Annotated in this window: 14 protein-coding genes and 1 tRNA gene; 2 read left to right on the top strand and 13 right to left on the bottom strand. The window is 54.4% G+C overall.

Annotation, left to right across the window (positions count from 1 at the left end):
• Positions 1-3 precede the first annotated feature (3 nt).
• Positions 4-417 carry an NUDIX domain-containing protein gene (locus tag LT85_RS22150; RefSeq protein WP_038493267.1) on the top strand — a complete coding sequence of 138 codons (414 nt, stop codon included), beginning with the start codon at positions 4-6 and terminating at the stop codon, positions 415-417.
• A 74-nt stretch (positions 418-491) separates the two neighbouring features.
• Here LT85_RS22150 and LT85_RS22145 read toward each other — a convergent pair whose 3' ends face one another.
• The 10 genes from LT85_RS22145 to LT85_RS22100 form a co-directional block, all read right to left on the bottom strand.
• Entirely contained in the window at positions 492-680 is a 189-nt protein-coding gene (locus tag LT85_RS22145; protein WP_038493266.1) for a DNA gyrase inhibitor YacG, read from the bottom strand.
• 22 nt (positions 681-702) lie between these two features.
• Positions 703-1,458, bottom strand: a complete 756-nt coding sequence (zapD, locus tag LT85_RS22140; protein ID WP_038493264.1) for a cell division protein ZapD — start codon at positions 1,456-1,458, stop codon at positions 703-705.
• 130 nt (positions 1,459-1,588) lie between these two features.
• Positions 1,589-2,239, bottom strand: coding sequence for a dephospho-CoA kinase (gene coaE / locus LT85_RS22135; protein WP_038493262.1), 651 nt, complete (start codon positions 2,237-2,239; stop codon positions 1,589-1,591).
• Positions 2,240-2,245: 6 nt separating this feature from the next.
• Positions 2,246-3,112, bottom strand: coding sequence for a prepilin peptidase (locus LT85_RS22130; RefSeq protein ID WP_038493260.1), 867 nt, complete (start codon positions 3,110-3,112; stop codon positions 2,246-2,248).
• Positions 3,112-4,344 (bottom strand): type II secretion system F family protein, encoded by a 1,233-nt coding sequence (locus LT85_RS22125; protein WP_038493258.1) that lies wholly within the window; start codon positions 4,342-4,344, stop codon positions 3,112-3,114. The genes LT85_RS22130 and LT85_RS22125 overlap by 1 nt, the downstream gene beginning before the upstream one ends.
• A gap of 15 nt (positions 4,345-4,359) precedes the next feature.
• The gene (gene pilB, locus LT85_RS22120; RefSeq protein ID WP_038493256.1) at positions 4,360-6,081 is read right to left on the bottom strand and encodes a type IV-A pilus assembly ATPase PilB; all 1,722 of its coding nucleotides are present in this window, start codon (positions 6,079-6,081) and stop codon (positions 4,360-4,362) included.
• 122 nt (positions 6,082-6,203) lie between these two features.
• The gene (locus LT85_RS22115; RefSeq protein WP_038493254.1) at positions 6,204-7,493 is read right to left on the bottom strand and encodes an HlyC/CorC family transporter; all 1,290 of its coding nucleotides are present in this window, start codon (positions 7,491-7,493) and stop codon (positions 6,204-6,206) included.
• 42 nt (positions 7,494-7,535) lie between these two features.
• Positions 7,536-7,612, bottom strand: a tRNA-Pro gene (locus tag LT85_RS22110).
• Positions 7,613-7,705: 93 nt separating this feature from the next.
• Positions 7,706-8,656 carry an octaprenyl diphosphate synthase gene (gene ispB, locus LT85_RS22105; protein WP_156117685.1) on the bottom strand — a complete coding sequence of 317 codons (951 nt, stop codon included), beginning with the start codon at positions 8,654-8,656 and terminating at the stop codon, positions 7,706-7,708.
• Positions 8,657-8,850: 194 nt separating this feature from the next.
• Positions 8,851-11,199 (bottom strand): Tex family protein, encoded by a 2,349-nt coding sequence (locus tag LT85_RS22100; protein ID WP_038493250.1) that lies wholly within the window; start codon positions 11,197-11,199, stop codon positions 8,851-8,853.
• 370 nt (positions 11,200-11,569) lie between these two features.
• Between LT85_RS22100 and aqpZ the strand changes: the two genes are divergently transcribed.
• On the top strand, positions 11,570-12,268 hold the full coding sequence (gene aqpZ / locus LT85_RS22095; RefSeq protein ID WP_038493248.1) for an aquaporin Z: 699 nt from the start codon (positions 11,570-11,572) through the stop codon (positions 12,266-12,268).
• Between the two features lie 107 nt (positions 12,269-12,375).
• Here the strand turns inward: aqpZ and prmC are convergent, their stop codons facing one another.
• The 3 genes from prmC to prfA all read right to left on the bottom strand — a co-directional run bounded on the left by prmC (position 12,376) and on the right by prfA (position 14,984).
• Positions 12,376-13,245 (bottom strand): peptide chain release factor N(5)-glutamine methyltransferase, encoded by an 870-nt coding sequence (prmC, locus tag LT85_RS22090; RefSeq protein ID WP_038493246.1) that lies wholly within the window; start codon positions 13,243-13,245, stop codon positions 12,376-12,378.
• 24 nt (positions 13,246-13,269) lie between these two features.
• Positions 13,270-13,770: a disulfide bond formation protein B gene (locus LT85_RS22085; RefSeq protein WP_038493243.1), complete on the bottom strand. Its 501-nt coding sequence runs from the start codon at positions 13,768-13,770 to the stop codon at positions 13,270-13,272.
• Between the two features lie 131 nt (positions 13,771-13,901).
• Positions 13,902-14,984, bottom strand: a complete 1,083-nt coding sequence (prfA, locus tag LT85_RS22080) for a peptide chain release factor 1 (protein WP_038493241.1) — start codon at positions 14,982-14,984, stop codon at positions 13,902-13,904.
• Between the last annotated feature and the right edge of the window lie 37 nt (positions 14,985-15,021).

Genomic DNA, 15,021 nt, shown 5'->3' with positions numbered 1-15,021 from the left:
AACATGACAACAGAGCAAGTATCGCCAGTCAACGTAGCCGTTGGCATTTTGATGAAGCCCAATGGTGACGTCCTGCTGGGCCAGCGGCCAGCAGGCAAACCGATGGCCGGCTATTGGGAGTTTCCTGGGGGTAAAGTTGAATCCGGCGAGTCGATTTTCGATGCGCTGAAACGCGAGTTGCTGGAAGAGCTGGGGATAGAAATCCACTCTGCAGAACCGTGGTGCGGCATTGAACATCAATACGCGCATGCGCATGTGCGGTTGCATTTTTACATCAGCCGCGACTGGCGTGGTGAGCCACAAAGCCTGGAAGGGCAGGCTTTTTCGTGGCAGGGCAGCGTTGGCGTAGAGCCATTGCTGCCGGCAGCGATTCCTTTGATCGAGTGGCTGGACGAATTAAGGCGCGAAGCGTACTGAAACGTAGATAAGCGAGGCGCCGCCACGTATAAGCGGCTGGTTTAGGCGTCAGTTTTCTCGAAAGCTATCGCAAATTATTGCGGCAGCTTGCCATCATCGTCAATTTCATCCGGAGGATTGACTGCCGGAATAGCGTATTTCTCTTCTGCCCAGGCACCCAGGTCAATCTGTTTACAGCGTTCCGAACAAAACGGTCGGAATTTATTTGCTGCAATCCATTCAACTTTTACGCCGCAAGTCGGGCAATCGACGGTAGTAGTCATGCAATTCTGCTCAATAAAACGTTTAAAAGTTACACAAGGTTAGTTCAAACGGTACATCGCCTTCGTACGCCTTGGGCTTGAGGTCGCCGCCTTGCGAAGTGAAGCGCACCCATAACATATATTTATTAGCCGATATTTCAGGAATGGCTAGCAATTGCGGATCAATCACCAATCGCAGCATCTGGTAAGATTTTCCTTGCAGCATTTGCTGGTAACTACCGTTTTGTGCATCTATTTTTACCGAACTGCCGGTTTCTCGCAGCAATCGCAAGACAATGCTGATGGCGTCAAATAATGGGGCCAACGGTCCAAACCAGCCGATAATGTCGGCAAAACGCTGTTCTGCAGGATGCTGCTGCCAGGCGTAATAGGACGGCAGGTCGAATTCGCAGGCGCCGCCCGGAATGATAGTGCGGCCGCGAATGCTCATCAACCATTCGTTATCGCGGATATGCTGGCCGGTTTTGCCCTGGGTTGCCATCAGCGCGGTGCTGACACGGTCAATCTCCTGCAAGATGGCGTCCAGCATCTCCGGCGCCACATTTGGATTGGTCTTGAAGCCGAGTAGGGTTTGTCTTTGTCGTTCCAGTTCTTGCAGCAGATCCGATTTCAGGTCGGCGCGTCCAGCAACCTCCAGCATTTCAAAAATGGTGGACAGCGCGATATGGTGTTGTAGCGGACTTTCCTGTTGCACGAAAAAGCTGAATCTTTCGTGCAGGTCTTCCAGCCGCAACAGGGTGCGAATGCGCTCGTTGAAAGGATATTCGTAGACGATCAAAGTGACATCCCTTAAAAATTTGAGCCAGATAAGACATGATTCTGAACGATGCGAACAGAAATTACAAATACCCTTCTGTTTTTAACATTCTGGGATAGGCTTTTCGTTCTTGCACAAGGCTTTATACCATTTATAAGGAGCGGGCAAATGCTTCATATAAGGCATGCAGGCGTTCTACTTGCGGTAATAGTGCGGCGCGGTCGCCGTCGTTGACAATTACATCGTCTGCTGCCTGCAAACGCTGCTGCCTGGTAGCTTGCGTTGCCATGATGGCGCGTACTTGCGATTCGTCCAGTGCATTGCGTTGCATCACGCGTTGTACTTGAACTTGCTCGTCGCAATCAATCACTAGTATGCGCTCAACCCGTTGTTCCCAGCTGCCGGACTCAACCAACAGCGGCACTGCGAAGATCAGGTACGAACCTTCCACGTGTTCAGCCGCACTGGCGGTTTCGGCGCGAATCAACGGATGCAGTATGGCTTCCAATTGCTGTTTTGCTTGCGGATCGGAGAATACATGAGCGCGCATTCTGACCCTGTCCATCGCGCCGCTGGCGTCGATGAAGCTAGCGCCAAATTGTGCGGCAATCGCGGTCACGGCCATACCGCCGGCTGCTGTTAATTGGTGGGCGATGGCGTCGGTGTCGATAATTGCCGCACCGCGTTCTGCGAACATATCGGCGACCGTGGATTTGCCGCTACCGATACCGCCGGTCAGGCCGACGGTAAATCTCGGTTTAGCTGTCGCCGGCTGGCCGTCTTTACCATTGCGTTGGTCCATACGCTGTTAGGTAGCAAAACCGAAATAAGTTTCCAGAATTGTGTGGCCATAAAGTAGAGCCAGTACGCCGGCAGCCGCCAGATAGGGGCCAAACGGGATCGGATTGTCGCGTCCGCGGCGAGCAAAAATGATCAACGCGATGCCGACAATGGCGCCTACCAGCGATGAAAACAAGATAATAATGGGGAGCATTTTCCAGCCCAGCCATGCGCCCAGCGCCGCTAGCAGCTTGAAATCACCGTAGCCCATGCCTTCCTTGCCAGTCAGCAGTTTGAATGCCCAGTAAATCGTCCACAAGCTCAGATAGCCGGCAGCAGCGCCAATGACGGCCTCATTCAGCGGTACGAACAGGCCTGACAGATTGAGTAGCAAACCTAGCCATAACAAGGGTAGGGTCAGGTCATCGGGCAGCAACTGCGTATCGGCATCGATGAACGTCATTGCAATCAGCAGATAGGCAAAAACCAGAGTCGCCAAACCAACCCAGCCGCTGCCGAAATGCCAGATCAGCAGCGCAGACAAGGCACCGGTAAATGTTTCCACAATCGGATAGCGTGCGGAAATTGGCGTTTTGCAGGATGCGCATTTACCACGCAATGCCAAGTAGCTCAGCACCGGCACGTTTTCCAATGCGCCGATCTGGTGTTTGCATTGCGGACAGGCGGAACGCGGCACGATCAGGTTGTAGCGATCGGTATGCGGCAGCGGCTTGCCGCTTTCATGGGCCACATAATTATCCGATTCGCGCTGCATCATGATCGGCAAGCGATGAATCACTACATTCAGAAAACTGCCGATAAGCAAGCCAAAAACAGCTGCCAGAACGGTGGGAAGCAGGCTTCCCGCCGCCAGGAAAAAAATACCATCTTGCATCAGACCACCGAACCCAGTTTGAAAATTGGCAGATACATGGCGATTACCAAGCCGCCGATCAACACACCCAGGATTACCATGATCAGAGGTTCCATCAGGCTGGACAGGGATGCCACGGCATCGTCGACTTCTGCTTCATAGAAATCGGCAACCTTACCCAGCATCTGGTCCAGGGAGCCTGACTCTTCACCAATAGAGACCATCTGTGTCACCATATTCGGAAACACGTTGGCATTTTCCATTGCCGTGGTCAGGCTTGTGCCCGTGCTGACTTCGCTCTGAATCTTCTTGGTGGCATCAAGATACACGGCATTGCCTGATGCGCCGCCTACAGAGTCAAGCGACTCGACCAACGGCACACCGGCTGCAAACATGGTGGCTAGAGTGCGCGTCCACCGTGCAATCGTAGCTTTGCGTATCACCTCACCGAAGATTGGAGCTTTTAACAAGAGCTTATCCATGACGCGTTGCATTTTGAGCGAACGCCTCCAAGATTGGAAGAACAGATATAAGCCGGCAAATATGGTAGGGAAAATGATGTACCAGTTGCCCACCATGAAATCGGAGATCGCCATTACGAACAAGGTAGGTGCGGGCAAGTTGGCGCCGAAACTTGCAAATACCTGTTTGAACGCAGGTACCACCCAAATCATGATCACTGCGGTAACGACAAACGCCACCGCCAGGATTGATATGGGGTAGAACAGTGCAGACTTGATCTTACCTTTGATGGCGAGGGTTTTTTCTTTGTAGATCGCCAAGCGTTCCAGCAAGTCCTCAAGAATACCGGCTTGCTCGCCTGCTCCAACCAGATTGCAGAAGAGTGGATCGAAGTACAAGGGAAACTTGCGAAATGCCTGGCTCAGGCTGGTTCCTGTCTCCACATCGCCACGGATGTCATTGACGAGTTTTGATACCGACGGATTCGCGTGGCCTTTGGCTACAATATCGAAAGATTGCAAAAGCGGTACGCCCGCCTTCATCATGGTAGCCAGCTGACGGGTAAACAGGGAAATATCCTTGTCGGAAATTTTTTTCCCGCTACGAAAGGTCTTCTTTTTAACTTTGGTAACCAGGATACCTTGCCGACGCATGGTGACGTTGACCACAGTCTCGCTACCGGCACGCAGTTCTCCGCGGACTATTTTGCCCTTTTTGTCTTTGCCCTCCCAGACAAAAACCCACTCTTTTACCTGACGTGCGCTTGCAGCGCTGCGTGCGGCAGTTGCCATGAACTATTCCCCTAATTAGATATTGGTGCAACCAAGCACTTCTTCGAGGCTGGTCATCCCTTGTTTAACCTTCATCAGTCCCGACTGGCGCAATGTTTTGACACCCTCGCGCTTGGCTTGTGCTTCGATTTCCAGTGCGGTGCCATGCGCCAGAATAATGCGTTCTATTTCTTCGGTGATCGGCATGATCTGATAGATGCCGACCCGCCCCTTGTAGCCGGTGCCATTGCAGCGTTCGCAACCTACCGCCTTGTAGGGCATCCAGCTGCCATCTAGGTCGTCTTCGGTGTAGCCGGCTTCGACCAGGGTTTCTTCCTGGATCGTAATCGGCTGCTTGCAGCTGCACAGGCGGCGTGCCAGCCGCTGCGCAGTGATCAAGATTACCGAGGAGGCGATATTGAATGCCGGGACACCCATGTTCATCAGCCGTGTCAGTGTCGACGGTGCGTCGTTGGTATGCAGCGTGGAGAACACCATATGCCCGGTTTGTGCAGCCTTGATCGAGATGTCGGCTGTTTCCAGGTCGCGGATTTCACCGACCATGATGATGTCAGGATCCTGCCGCAGGAAGGCTTTCAACGCCACAGGGAAAGTCAGTCCGGCGCGGTCGTTGATATTGACCTGGTTGACGCCAGGCAAGTTGATTTCGGCGGGATCTTCGGCGGTGGAGATATTGATGCCGGGCTGATTCAGGATATTCAAGCAGGTATACAGCGACACGGTTTTACCGGAACCGGTAGGCCCGGTCACCAGTACCATGCCATAAGGGCGCTGGATGGCGTCCATCAGGATGGCTTTTTGATCCGGATCGTAACCCAGTGCGTCAATCCCCATCTGCGCCTGGCTAGGATCCAGGATACGCATTACGATCTTTTCGCCAAACAGGGTCGGCAAGGTGCTTACGCGGAAATCGATCGCCCGTGTTTTCGATACCACCAGCCGCATGCGTCCATCTTGCGGCACGCGCTTTTCCGAAATATCAAGTTTGGAAATAACCTTGATGCGGGATGCCAGTTTTTCCTTGATCGACAACGGCGGTTGTGCCATGTCACGCAACACGCCATCGACCCGGAAACGGATCCGGTAGAACTTTTCGAATGGTTCGAAATGCAAATCGGAAGCGCCTTGGTTGATAGCGTCGGTCAAGATTTTTTGCAGGAAACGGACCACGGGCGCGTCGTCAATATCAGCAGTGGCGTCGGCAACCGCGACCGCATCTTCTTCGACGAAATTGATTTCCTGGTCGTCGCCGACCATCTCATTCAAGCTTTGTTCAGTCGATTTCACCAGCTTCTGGATCTGCTTCAGCAGCACCGGATGCTCGACGATGATTGGCTCAACCGTCAGTTCGGTTTGAAACTTGATTTGGTCCAGCGCCTGGATATTGGTCGGGTCGGACAGCGCCACATAAATCTTGTTGCCGCGTTTCGCCAGTGCAAGGACGGAGTGAGTTTCCATCAGTTTGGCGTCGATTGCCTTTTCCGGCAGCGAACCCAGATTCAGTACATTCAGATCCAGTTGAGGATAGCCAAAAGTTTCTGCACAAAACAAGGCCAGCGCGCGGGCATCGAGGTGGCCGCTTTCCAGCAAGGCAGCGATAAACGGGGTTTGCGTATCACCGGCTTTCTTGTGCAAGGTTTCGACTTGCGCGGTGGATAGGCGTCCCGCCTGTAGCAATGCGCGGGCAAGCCCCGAGATCGGACCGGTGGTACTAACGTTGGGAAATACTGCTGCCATAGGGGGAATCAATACCAAAAGGTGTGCGGAACCATTACAACCGGCTTATGATGCCCTACGGGAAACTCACTTGTAAAGGTTTTGTGAATAAATGTGTCGCAAAAATTGCCGTTCAGCAGCTTTTATCGTTCTTGTAGTTTATTCGGCCGAATCAATTTAGCAACCTTGATGGCTTGGTTTTGCACTTGCACGATTTCTATGATGCATCCGGCAATTTTCAGGCTGACATTATTGTCTGGAATATCTTGCAGCCATTCCAGCAACAGGCCATTTAGCGTCTTGGGACCGTCCAGCGGGAAATTCAAGCCGAGGCGTTTATTGATGTCTCGCAGGCTTGTCGCGCCCTCCAGCAGGCACTGGCCTTGTGCATTCCAGGCAAAGCTGTCGGCACGGGCTGCTCCCGGTTTGGAGGTAGTGAATTCACCAATCATTTCTTCAATGATATCTTCCAGGGTGACCAGTCCCTGCACTTCGCCGTATTCGTCGACGATGATGCCAAGCCGCTCATGATTTTCCTGGAAGTATTGGAGCTGGGTGAACACATCCGTGTCTTCGGGGATGAAATAGGGCGTACTGAGCAACTGGCGGAAATGCTCGACTGTTAGTTCGGCTTCCTGATTCAGCAATACCATCGCTTTGCGTACGTGCAGGATGCCAACGATCTGGTTGATTTCACCCTCATAAACCGGCAATTTATTATGATAACAAGTTGTCAGCTGATGCTTGATGTCGTCCACCGAAGCTGCCAGATTCAGCGCTTCGACTTGCGCCCTGGGTGTCATGACGTCTTCTACTGAAATTTTCTCGAGGTCGAACAAATTCAGCAAAATGCTCTTGTGTTTTTGTGGCATGAAATTGCCGCCTTCGAGCACGATGGAGCGCAACTCTTCCGGTGAGACACGTTGTTCCTGCGCGTGTTTGCCTGTTTTGATGTGCAGCACTTTCAGGATTGTCGATACGAACAGATTGACAAACCAGATCAACGGCTTGGCCAGCCCCATCAGGGGCTTGAGCACGAAACTGGTCGGCAGAGCAATTCGTTCAGGGTAGGTTGCACCGATCACTTTTGGCGTAATCTCGGCAAATACGATCAGCAGGAAGGCAACCGCCGCGGTGGCAATGGTGATTACATTCTGATGATTGCCGAAGGTGGTAATGGCAATTGCCGTCACCAGCGCAGTGGCCAGGGCATTGACCAGCGTGTTGACGATCAGGATCAGCGACAGCAACTTGTCAGTACGGTCCAGCAGCCACAAGGTCGTGGCGGCAGACTTGCTGCCGCGCTTGGCCAGATGGCGCAGGCGATGCTTGTTGGCGGCCACCAGTGCGGTTTCCGACATTGCAAAAAAAGCCGACAGGAAGATGAGTATGACTAGTGCAAGAATCTGCACCCAGATGGGCACGGCATCCAAAGGGTCACCGTAAAGAAAAGGTTAAATTAAACCAATTGTTGTTGGTCGGGGTGAGAGGATTCGAACCTCCGGCCTCTACGTCCCGAACGTAGCGCTCTACCAGGCTAAGCTACACCCCGACATGAGCTGTTCAATAATTTGAACAGGTTTTTGGGGCTGCCAGCCGTTACGCGTAACAATGTAACGGAATTGCAGTCCCCCTGGTTACGTTTTCAGTGATTGCGATCTACTGCGAACGCTGATAATTGTAGCAAAGAATCTTTGAACTGACTATTTGGCAACCCGGCGATCGCTGCTGCTGCACGCTGCGCCGCTTTCTCCGCTTCGTGCCGCGTGTAGTTGAGGGCGCCGGAACTGGTAATGGCGGCCAGAATTTCATCGAAGTGCTGTTCGTCACCGTTTTCGATACAGCTGCGCACCAGCTGCCGCTGCTCTGGAGTCCCATGGCTCATCAAATAGATCAGCGGCAGTGTGGGCTTGCCTTCACGCAGATCGTCGCCGACATTCTTGCCGATATCGCTGGCGTTGCCGGAGTAGTCCAGTACGTCGTCGATCAGCTGGAACGCGGTGCCTAGCGAACGGCCATATTCCCCTGCGGCTTCAATCACGTCATCATCGGCGTCGGCAATCAGGACGCCGAGCTGTGCCGCCGCCTCGAACAGCTTGGCAGTCTTCGAACGTATCACTTGCAGATAGCTTTCTTCGGAGACGTCCGGGTTGTGCATGTTTAGCAATTGCAGCACTTCGCCTTCGGCGATGACGTTGGTGGCGTCGGCGACGATTTGCATCACACGTGCATTGTCGACCGCAACCATCATTTGAAAGGCGCGCGAGTACAGGAAGTCGCCAACCAGCACCGAGGCGGCGTTGCCAAACAGCGCATTGGCGGTCTGGCGGCCACGCCGCAAGGAGGATTCGTCCACCACGTCGTCATGTAACAACGTAGCGGTGTGGATGAATTCGATCACCGCTGCCAGTTCGTGGTGCTTGTCGCCTGTATAGCCGCAAGCACGGGCCATCAGCAATACCAGTACCGGCCGCAGACGCTTGCCGCCGGCGCTGATGATGTATTCGGCAATTTGATTCACGAGCGGCACTTCTGAGTGCAATTGCCTGCGAATCACCGCATTGACAGCGTCCATATCGGCCGCGATCGGGGACATCATGGATTGTGGGGATGAAGTGTTGGAAGCGGCTGACAAAATAAAACCTGTTGGAAATCAATTGTGCCGTGATTATACGATGACAAAAGGTCCTGGATTAGGTCCGCGCTGATTTTGTCGATGAGATGCGAATTTGGGCGGCACGCTGCGTTATGGAGCTACAGCAGCACCGCCTTGGTGGAATTGCCTAATTGCTATCCCTTGAGTTTGGCAAATGCAGCTGCCATGGCGCCATTGGCTGGCGCCGGCACGGATTGCCGTTGCTGATGCTGGGACAAGCGTTTGGCATCATTGCGGTCGGCGCGCTGTTCCGGCTTGGTGCCTGGCGCCGGTGCGTTGTCGCTCAGACGCATGGTCAGGGCAATGCGCTTGCGCTTCTCATCGACTTCCAGCACTTTGACTTTCACAACCTGGCCAGCCTTGACCACGGTATGCGGATCCTTGACGAAGGTATTGGACAACGCCGAAATATGCACCAAGCCATCCTGATGCACGCCGATGTCGACAAAAGCGCCGAACGCCGCCACATTGGTCACCACGCCTTCCAGGATCATATCGGGACGCAGGTCACGGATTTCCTCGACGCCGTCCTTGAAAGTAGCGGTGGTGAATTCCGGACGCGGGTCGCGGCCCGGCTTTTCCAGTTCCTTGAGGATGTCGGCGATGGTCGGTACGCCGAATTTTTCATCGGCGTATTTGGCTGGATTGAGCGAGGTCAGCAACTTATTGTCGCCGATCACGCCTTTGACGTCTTTTTTGATATCGGCCAGGATTTTTTCCACCAGCGGATAGGATTCCGGGTGCACTGCGGAGCTGTCCAGCGGATTGTCGCTGTTCATGATGCGCAGGAAGCCTGCGGCCTGTTCAAAGGTTTTTTCACCCAGTCGCGGCACTTCGCGCAAGGAGGCGCGCGAGGCAAACATGCCCTTCATGTCGCGATAGGTGACAATACTTTGGGCGACGCTGGCGTTGAGGCCGGAAACGCGTGCCAGCAACGGCGCCGATGCTGTGTTGACGTCGACCCCGACCGCATTCACGCAGTCTTCCACCACCGCGTCCAGCGAGCGCGCCAGCTGTGTCTGGCCGACATCATGTTGGTACTGGCCGACGCCGATCGATTTCGGGTCGATCTTGACCAGCTCCGCCAACGGATCCTGCAAACGTCGTGCAATCGATACTGCACCGCGCAGCGAGACGTCCATGTCGGGCAGTTCGCGTGAAGCGAATTCAGATGCTGAGTAGACCGACGCACCCGCTTCCGATACCACGATCTTGGTCAGTTTCAGTTCCGGCCGCAGCTTGATCAGGTCCTGCGCCAGCTTGTCGGTTTCGCGCGAAGCCGTGCCGTTGCCAATCGAAATCAGTGAAACCTTGTGCTTTTCGGCCAGTTGCGCAAGCGTGTGCAGCGAGCCGTCCCAGTCATTGCGCGGCTGGTGGGGATAAATTGCAGTAGTGTCGACCACCTTTCCGGTGGCATCGATCACCGCCACCTTAACGCCGGTGCGCAGGCCCGGGTCCAGGCCCATGGTGGCGCGTGGTCCGGCAGGCGCCGCCAGCAACAGTGCTTTCAGGTTGAGGGCAAAGACATTGATCGCTTCGACCTCGGCCTTTTCGCGCAGCTTGGTCATCAGCTCGGTTTCCAGGTGCATGAAAACCTTGACGCGCCAACTCCAGCGCACTGTATCGCTCAACCATTTGTCGGCGCTGCGGCTTTTGTTACTGATGCCGAAACGGGCGGCAATGCGGCCTTCGCAAGGATTGTGCGGTGCGTCCCACTTCGGCTTTTCTTCTTCTGTATCAAGGCGCAGCACTACGTTCAGGATTTCTTCGCGGCGGCCGCGGAACAATGCCAGAGCGCGATGCGACGGAATCGTGGCGATGGTTTCGGAGTAATCAAAGTAGTCGGCGAATTTTTCACCGGCATCCTGCTTGCCTTCCACCACTTTTGATTCGACTACGCCGTGCTCGTTGAGATATTCGCGCAACGCTTGCAATAGCGTGGCGTCTTCCGAAAAGCGTTCCATCAGGATTTGGCGTGCACCGTCGAGCGCCGCCTTGACGTCGGCGACGCCGGGATTGTCGCCGTTGTCTGTGCTGAAGGCAGGCTTGAGATATTTTTCCGCTTCCTGCTCCGGATTCAAGTTCGGGTCAGCCAGCAGCGCATCGGCCAATGCGGTCAAGCCTGCTTCAGCTGCGATTTGCGCCTTGGTGCGGCGCTTGAGTTTGTACGGCAGATACAGATCTTCCAGTCGCGTCTTATCTTCAGCCATGGTGATCGCCTGCAGCAATGCCGGCGTCATTTTTCCTTGTTCTTCGATTGAGGCCAGGATGGCGCCGCGGCGTACTTCCAATTCGCGCAGATAGCGCAAGCGTTCTTCCAGCAGGCGCAGCTGGATATCGTCGAGGCCACCGGTGGCTTCCTTGCGGTATCGCGCGATAAAAGGAACGGTAGCGCCTTCATCCAGCAGGGCGACGGCAGCGGCGACTTGGGCCGGCTTGGCGGCAAGTTCAAGGGCGAGGCGTTGTTCGATCGAAGGCAGCATGAGAATTCTTAAGAATGAAAATCAAGCGTTGGATCATACGCAATCCAGATAATTTCGCCAGTCTTGACAGTCCGAAAAGTAAGAGGGCCAGGGGAAATTGCAGCGTCAGAGTGGCCCGGATCATTGACATAGCGCCATTTTATATTTCTCAATGGTATTATTTATGCCGTCAGAACGCCGTTTTAGCAGCAGTCTGACCGGAAGTTGGCATAGATCGAGAGGAAAATGAAAAGGATTGTTAAATGATAATTTTTTTCTTGTTTGCTCATGGTTCAGCAAATATGCTTGTGGCCGTACGCGATGAGATGACAAGTTTGCGCTTGTCTTTCATCAAGGTAATCACACAGTAGTATTTCTTCAGGAGTGGAATATGCATCTTTCTAAACGTATGGGAGCGGAAGCGCTCGGTACATTCTGGCTGGTTCTTGGCGGTTGCGGCAGTGCGGTGCTGGCGGCGGCATTTCCTGGCGTTGGCATCGGCTTCCATGGCGTGGCGCTGGCGTTCGGCCTGACCGTGCTGACGATGGCATTCGCCATCGGCCATATTTCCGGTTGCCATCTGAATCCGGCCGTGACGTTGGGACTGGCGACCGCAGGTCGTTTTCCAAAAAGTGAAATCCTGCCTTACTGGATCGCACAGGTGGTTGGCGGCATTATTGCAGCCGGCATCTTGTATTTGATTGCTACCGGTAAGCCGGGCGCGGATATTGGCGGTTTTGCCGCCAACGGTTATGGCGAACATTCGCCTGGCTTGTATTCGATGAATGCAGCCTTGATTACGGAAGTCGTGATGACCTTCATGTTCCTGATCGTGATCCTGGGGGCCACCGACAAGCGCGCACCGGCCGGTTTCGCACCGATCGCCATCGGTTTGTGCCTGACCTTGATTCACCTGATCAGCATTCCTGTCACCAACACATCGGTCAATCCTGCACGTAGCACCAGCCAAGCCCTGTTTGTCGGCGGTTGGGCGCTGCAGCAGTTGTGGCTGTTCTGGCTGGCGCCGCTGGTTGGCGCCTTGATTGCGGGGGTTGTATACCCAGCAATCTGGGGTGAGAAGAACAACTGAGACAACTGATACAACTGATTTTTTATCGTTCCAGCTATGAAAAAGCGCGGCAATTTAATTGCCGCGCTTTTTTTATTTCCGCATTTGTCGCTATCTCGATTGCGATGCTAAGCTTTCCGGCGTGCTCCGCTAACCCGCTCGATGGCGGCAATATCTTGCCAGCTTTGCACTTCTTGGAATTGCCCGATATTCAGCAATCCACGAACCGCTGGCGCCTGATCGTAACCATGCTCCATCAACAGCCAACCGCCATCTTTCAAATAAGCGCCGGCACCGTCGACAATCTTGCGCAATGCGCTTAGTCCGTCGGCGTGATCGGTCAAGGCATCCTGCGGTTCAAAGCGCAAGTCGCCTTGCGTGAGATGCCGGTCTCCCACGACGATATAGGGTGGATTGGCGACGATGATATCGAACTGCCGTTCGCCGAGCGCACTATACCAGTCACTTTGCATTAGCTGGAATGGTGCGTGCCGCGGCTGCAAATGGCGTGCCGCGTTGCGGCTCGCAACCGCAAGAGCTGCAGCGCTGACATCCAGCGCGGTCACTTCCACGTCAGAACGGCTGTGCGCGATAGCAATGGCAATCGCGCCGGAACCGGTACCCAGATCCAGCACGCTAAGCTGCCGACTCGCATCGAGAGGCAAATGCTGCAAGGCCAGGTCAACCAGCAACTCGGTTTCAGGCCTCGGAATCAATACGTCTGCTGTGACTTCCAGTAACAAGCCATAAAATTCGCGCTGACCAATGATGTAAGCAATCGGTTCACCGCGCAGCCGCCGTTTGAACAAGGCTGACAATTGCTCGGCCTGCTGTGCATCGAGGTTGCGCTCATCTTGTGTAATCAGCTGTATGCGCGTCAACTGCAACGCATGCATCAACAGGATGCGGCTTTCCAGAGGCGCCAGCGGCGCTTTTTTCAAAATTGCCGCAATGCTGCTGCCGGCCTCTACGACAAATGTGTCTGAAATTTCTGTCATTTAAGGCTAGCCTTGAGCGTGAAATCAGTAACCGCCATTATCAGCGCTGCTGCGTTTGAACAAGGTCGCCACCAGAATTACGAGCAGCACCACAAATCCGAGCAACGACCATTGCGGTATCGACAGGCCCATGATCGGATCGTAAGCGGTGGTGCAAAGTGCAAAGGCGTCTACCTGGAACACCGATGGCAGCAAGGTCGCTGGCGGCAAAGCATTCATCGGACCTTCCAATGCATCGCGGCCACAAGAAATCGCCGGATGGGCGATGATCCACAGATGCCAGATGGCGGTGCCGGCGCCGCCCATTGCCGCAAGGATGCCGAGACCGGCGCCGGCTTTTTGGGCGCCCGACGGCAGGCTGGCGCAAATCAGGCAGATCAATGCGATCGCCGCGAAGGCATAGCGCTGGATTACGCACAGAGGGCAAGGCTGCATGCCCTCATAGTGCTGCAAATACAAGGCCGCGCCCAAGATGACCAGGCAGATAAAGGCTACCGCAAGCAAAATGGATTTAGATGTTTTCATTTTTAGTCGAAGAATAATGAGTCGAAGAATGCGCGCATGCCGTGCATCAGATAGCAGCCCTTGAGCTTGGTTCCAAACCAGACGCTAGCATATGCGATTATTCAGCAATCGGCTGCAGATGTATAAACCTGTTAAACCGCGTCGCCTAGCGCAGCCAGCAGATCGGCCTGATGTTCGGCAGCCAGCGCGTTGGTCAATTCCTCGAGATCGCCATCCATGATGAAATCGAGCTTATACAAGGTCAGATTGATACGATGGTCGGTCATCCGGCCCTGCGGGAAATTGTAGGTACGAATGCGTTCGCTGCGGTCGCCCGAGCCGATCAGGGATTTGCGGGTAGCAGCTTCCTTCGATTGCTGCTCTCGCAGTTGGCCGTCCTTGATGCGCGCCGCCAGTACTTTCAAGGCAGAAGCCTTGTTCTTGTGCTGGCTACGGTCATCCTGGCATTCGACCACGATTCCGGTCGGCATATGCGTGATGCGCACCGCGGAATCGGTCTTGTTGATGTGCTGGCCGCCGGCGCCTGAAGCGCGGTAGGTGTCAATACGGATATCGGCCGGATTGATGTCGACATCGCCGACCTCGTCTGCTTCCGGCATGATGGCGACGGTGCAAGCCGAGGTATGGATACGGCCCTGGGTTTCGGTAGCAGGTACTCGTTGCACGCGATGGCCGCCGGATTCGAATTTGAGTTTGGAGTAAGCGCCAAAGCCGAGCACACGCACAATTACTTCCTTGTAGCCGCCTATTTCCGAAGCTGATTCTGACACCATTTCGACTTGCCAGCGGTTGCGTTCGGCGAAGCGGCTGTACATGCGCAGCAGGTCGCCGGCGAACAGCGCCGATTCATCGCCACCGGTGCCGGCGCGGATTTCCAGGAAAATATTGCGTTCGTCGTTAGGATCTTTCGGCAACAGCATTTTTTGCAGATCGCCTTCCAGCTGTTCCATGCGGGTCTTGGCGGCAGTGATCTCATCCTGGGCGAATTCTTTCATGTCCGGATCTGACTGCATATCCTGCGCCGCTTCAATGTCGCCGTTGGCCTGCTGATAAGACTGGTACAGCTCCACCAGCGGTCCCAATTCCGCGTGCTCACGCGACAGCTTCCGATAGCTGTCCATGCTGGCGGTTGCGTCCTCCTGCATCAGCAGGTCGTTGACCTCCACCAGGCGGTTGGCGAGTTGATCGAGCTTGGCAAGCATTGATGGTTTCATGGCGTGTTTCAGTCAAAGGAAGGCAGGTTAAATCGTT

It is taken from the genome of Collimonas arenae (genome assembly GCF_000786695.1).
Classification (GTDB): domain Bacteria; phylum Pseudomonadota; class Gammaproteobacteria; order Burkholderiales; family Burkholderiaceae_D; genus Collimonas; species Collimonas arenae_A.
The sequence above is the reverse complement of the archived record's forward strand: the minus strand, read 5'-3'. Positions and strand labels throughout refer to the sequence as shown.

Bases quoted from the DNA above. Each gene is read 5' to 3' on its own strand.
- LT85_RS22150 (WP_038493267.1), top strand. From the start codon at position 4: ATGACAACAGAGCAAGTATCGCCAGTCAACGTAGCCGTTGGCATTTTG.
- LT85_RS22145 (WP_038493266.1), bottom strand. From the start codon at position 680: ATGACTACTACCGTCGATTGCCCGACTTGCGGCGTAAAAGTTGAATGG.
- coaE (WP_038493262.1), bottom strand. From the start codon at position 2,239: ATGGACCAACGCAATGGTAAAGACGGCCAGCCGGCGACAGCTAAACCG.
- LT85_RS22130 (WP_038493260.1), bottom strand. From the start codon at position 3,112: ATGCAAGATGGTATTTTTTTCCTGGCGGCGGGAAGCCTGCTTCCCACC.
- LT85_RS22125 (WP_038493258.1), bottom strand. From the start codon at position 4,344: ATGGCAACTGCCGCACGCAGCGCTGCAAGCGCACGTCAGGTAAAAGAG.
- pilB (WP_038493256.1), bottom strand. From the start codon at position 6,081: ATGGCAGCAGTATTTCCCAACGTTAGTACCACCGGTCCGATCTCGGGG.
- ispB (WP_156117685.1), bottom strand. From the start codon at position 8,656: ATGTCCCCGATCGCGGCCGATATGGACGCTGTCAATGCGGTGATTCGC.
- LT85_RS22100 (WP_038493250.1), bottom strand. From the start codon at position 11,199: ATGCTGCCTTCGATCGAACAACGCCTCGCCCTTGAACTTGCCGCCAAG.
- aqpZ (WP_038493248.1), top strand. From the start codon at position 11,570: ATGCATCTTTCTAAACGTATGGGAGCGGAAGCGCTCGGTACATTCTGG.
- prmC (WP_038493246.1), bottom strand. From the start codon at position 13,245: ATGACAGAAATTTCAGACACATTTGTCGTAGAGGCCGGCAGCAGCATT.
- LT85_RS22085 (WP_038493243.1), bottom strand. From the start codon at position 13,770: ATGAAAACATCTAAATCCATTTTGCTTGCGGTAGCCTTTATCTGCCTG.
- prfA (WP_038493241.1), bottom strand. From the start codon at position 14,984: ATGAAACCATCAATGCTTGCCAAGCTCGATCAACTCGCCAACCGCCTG.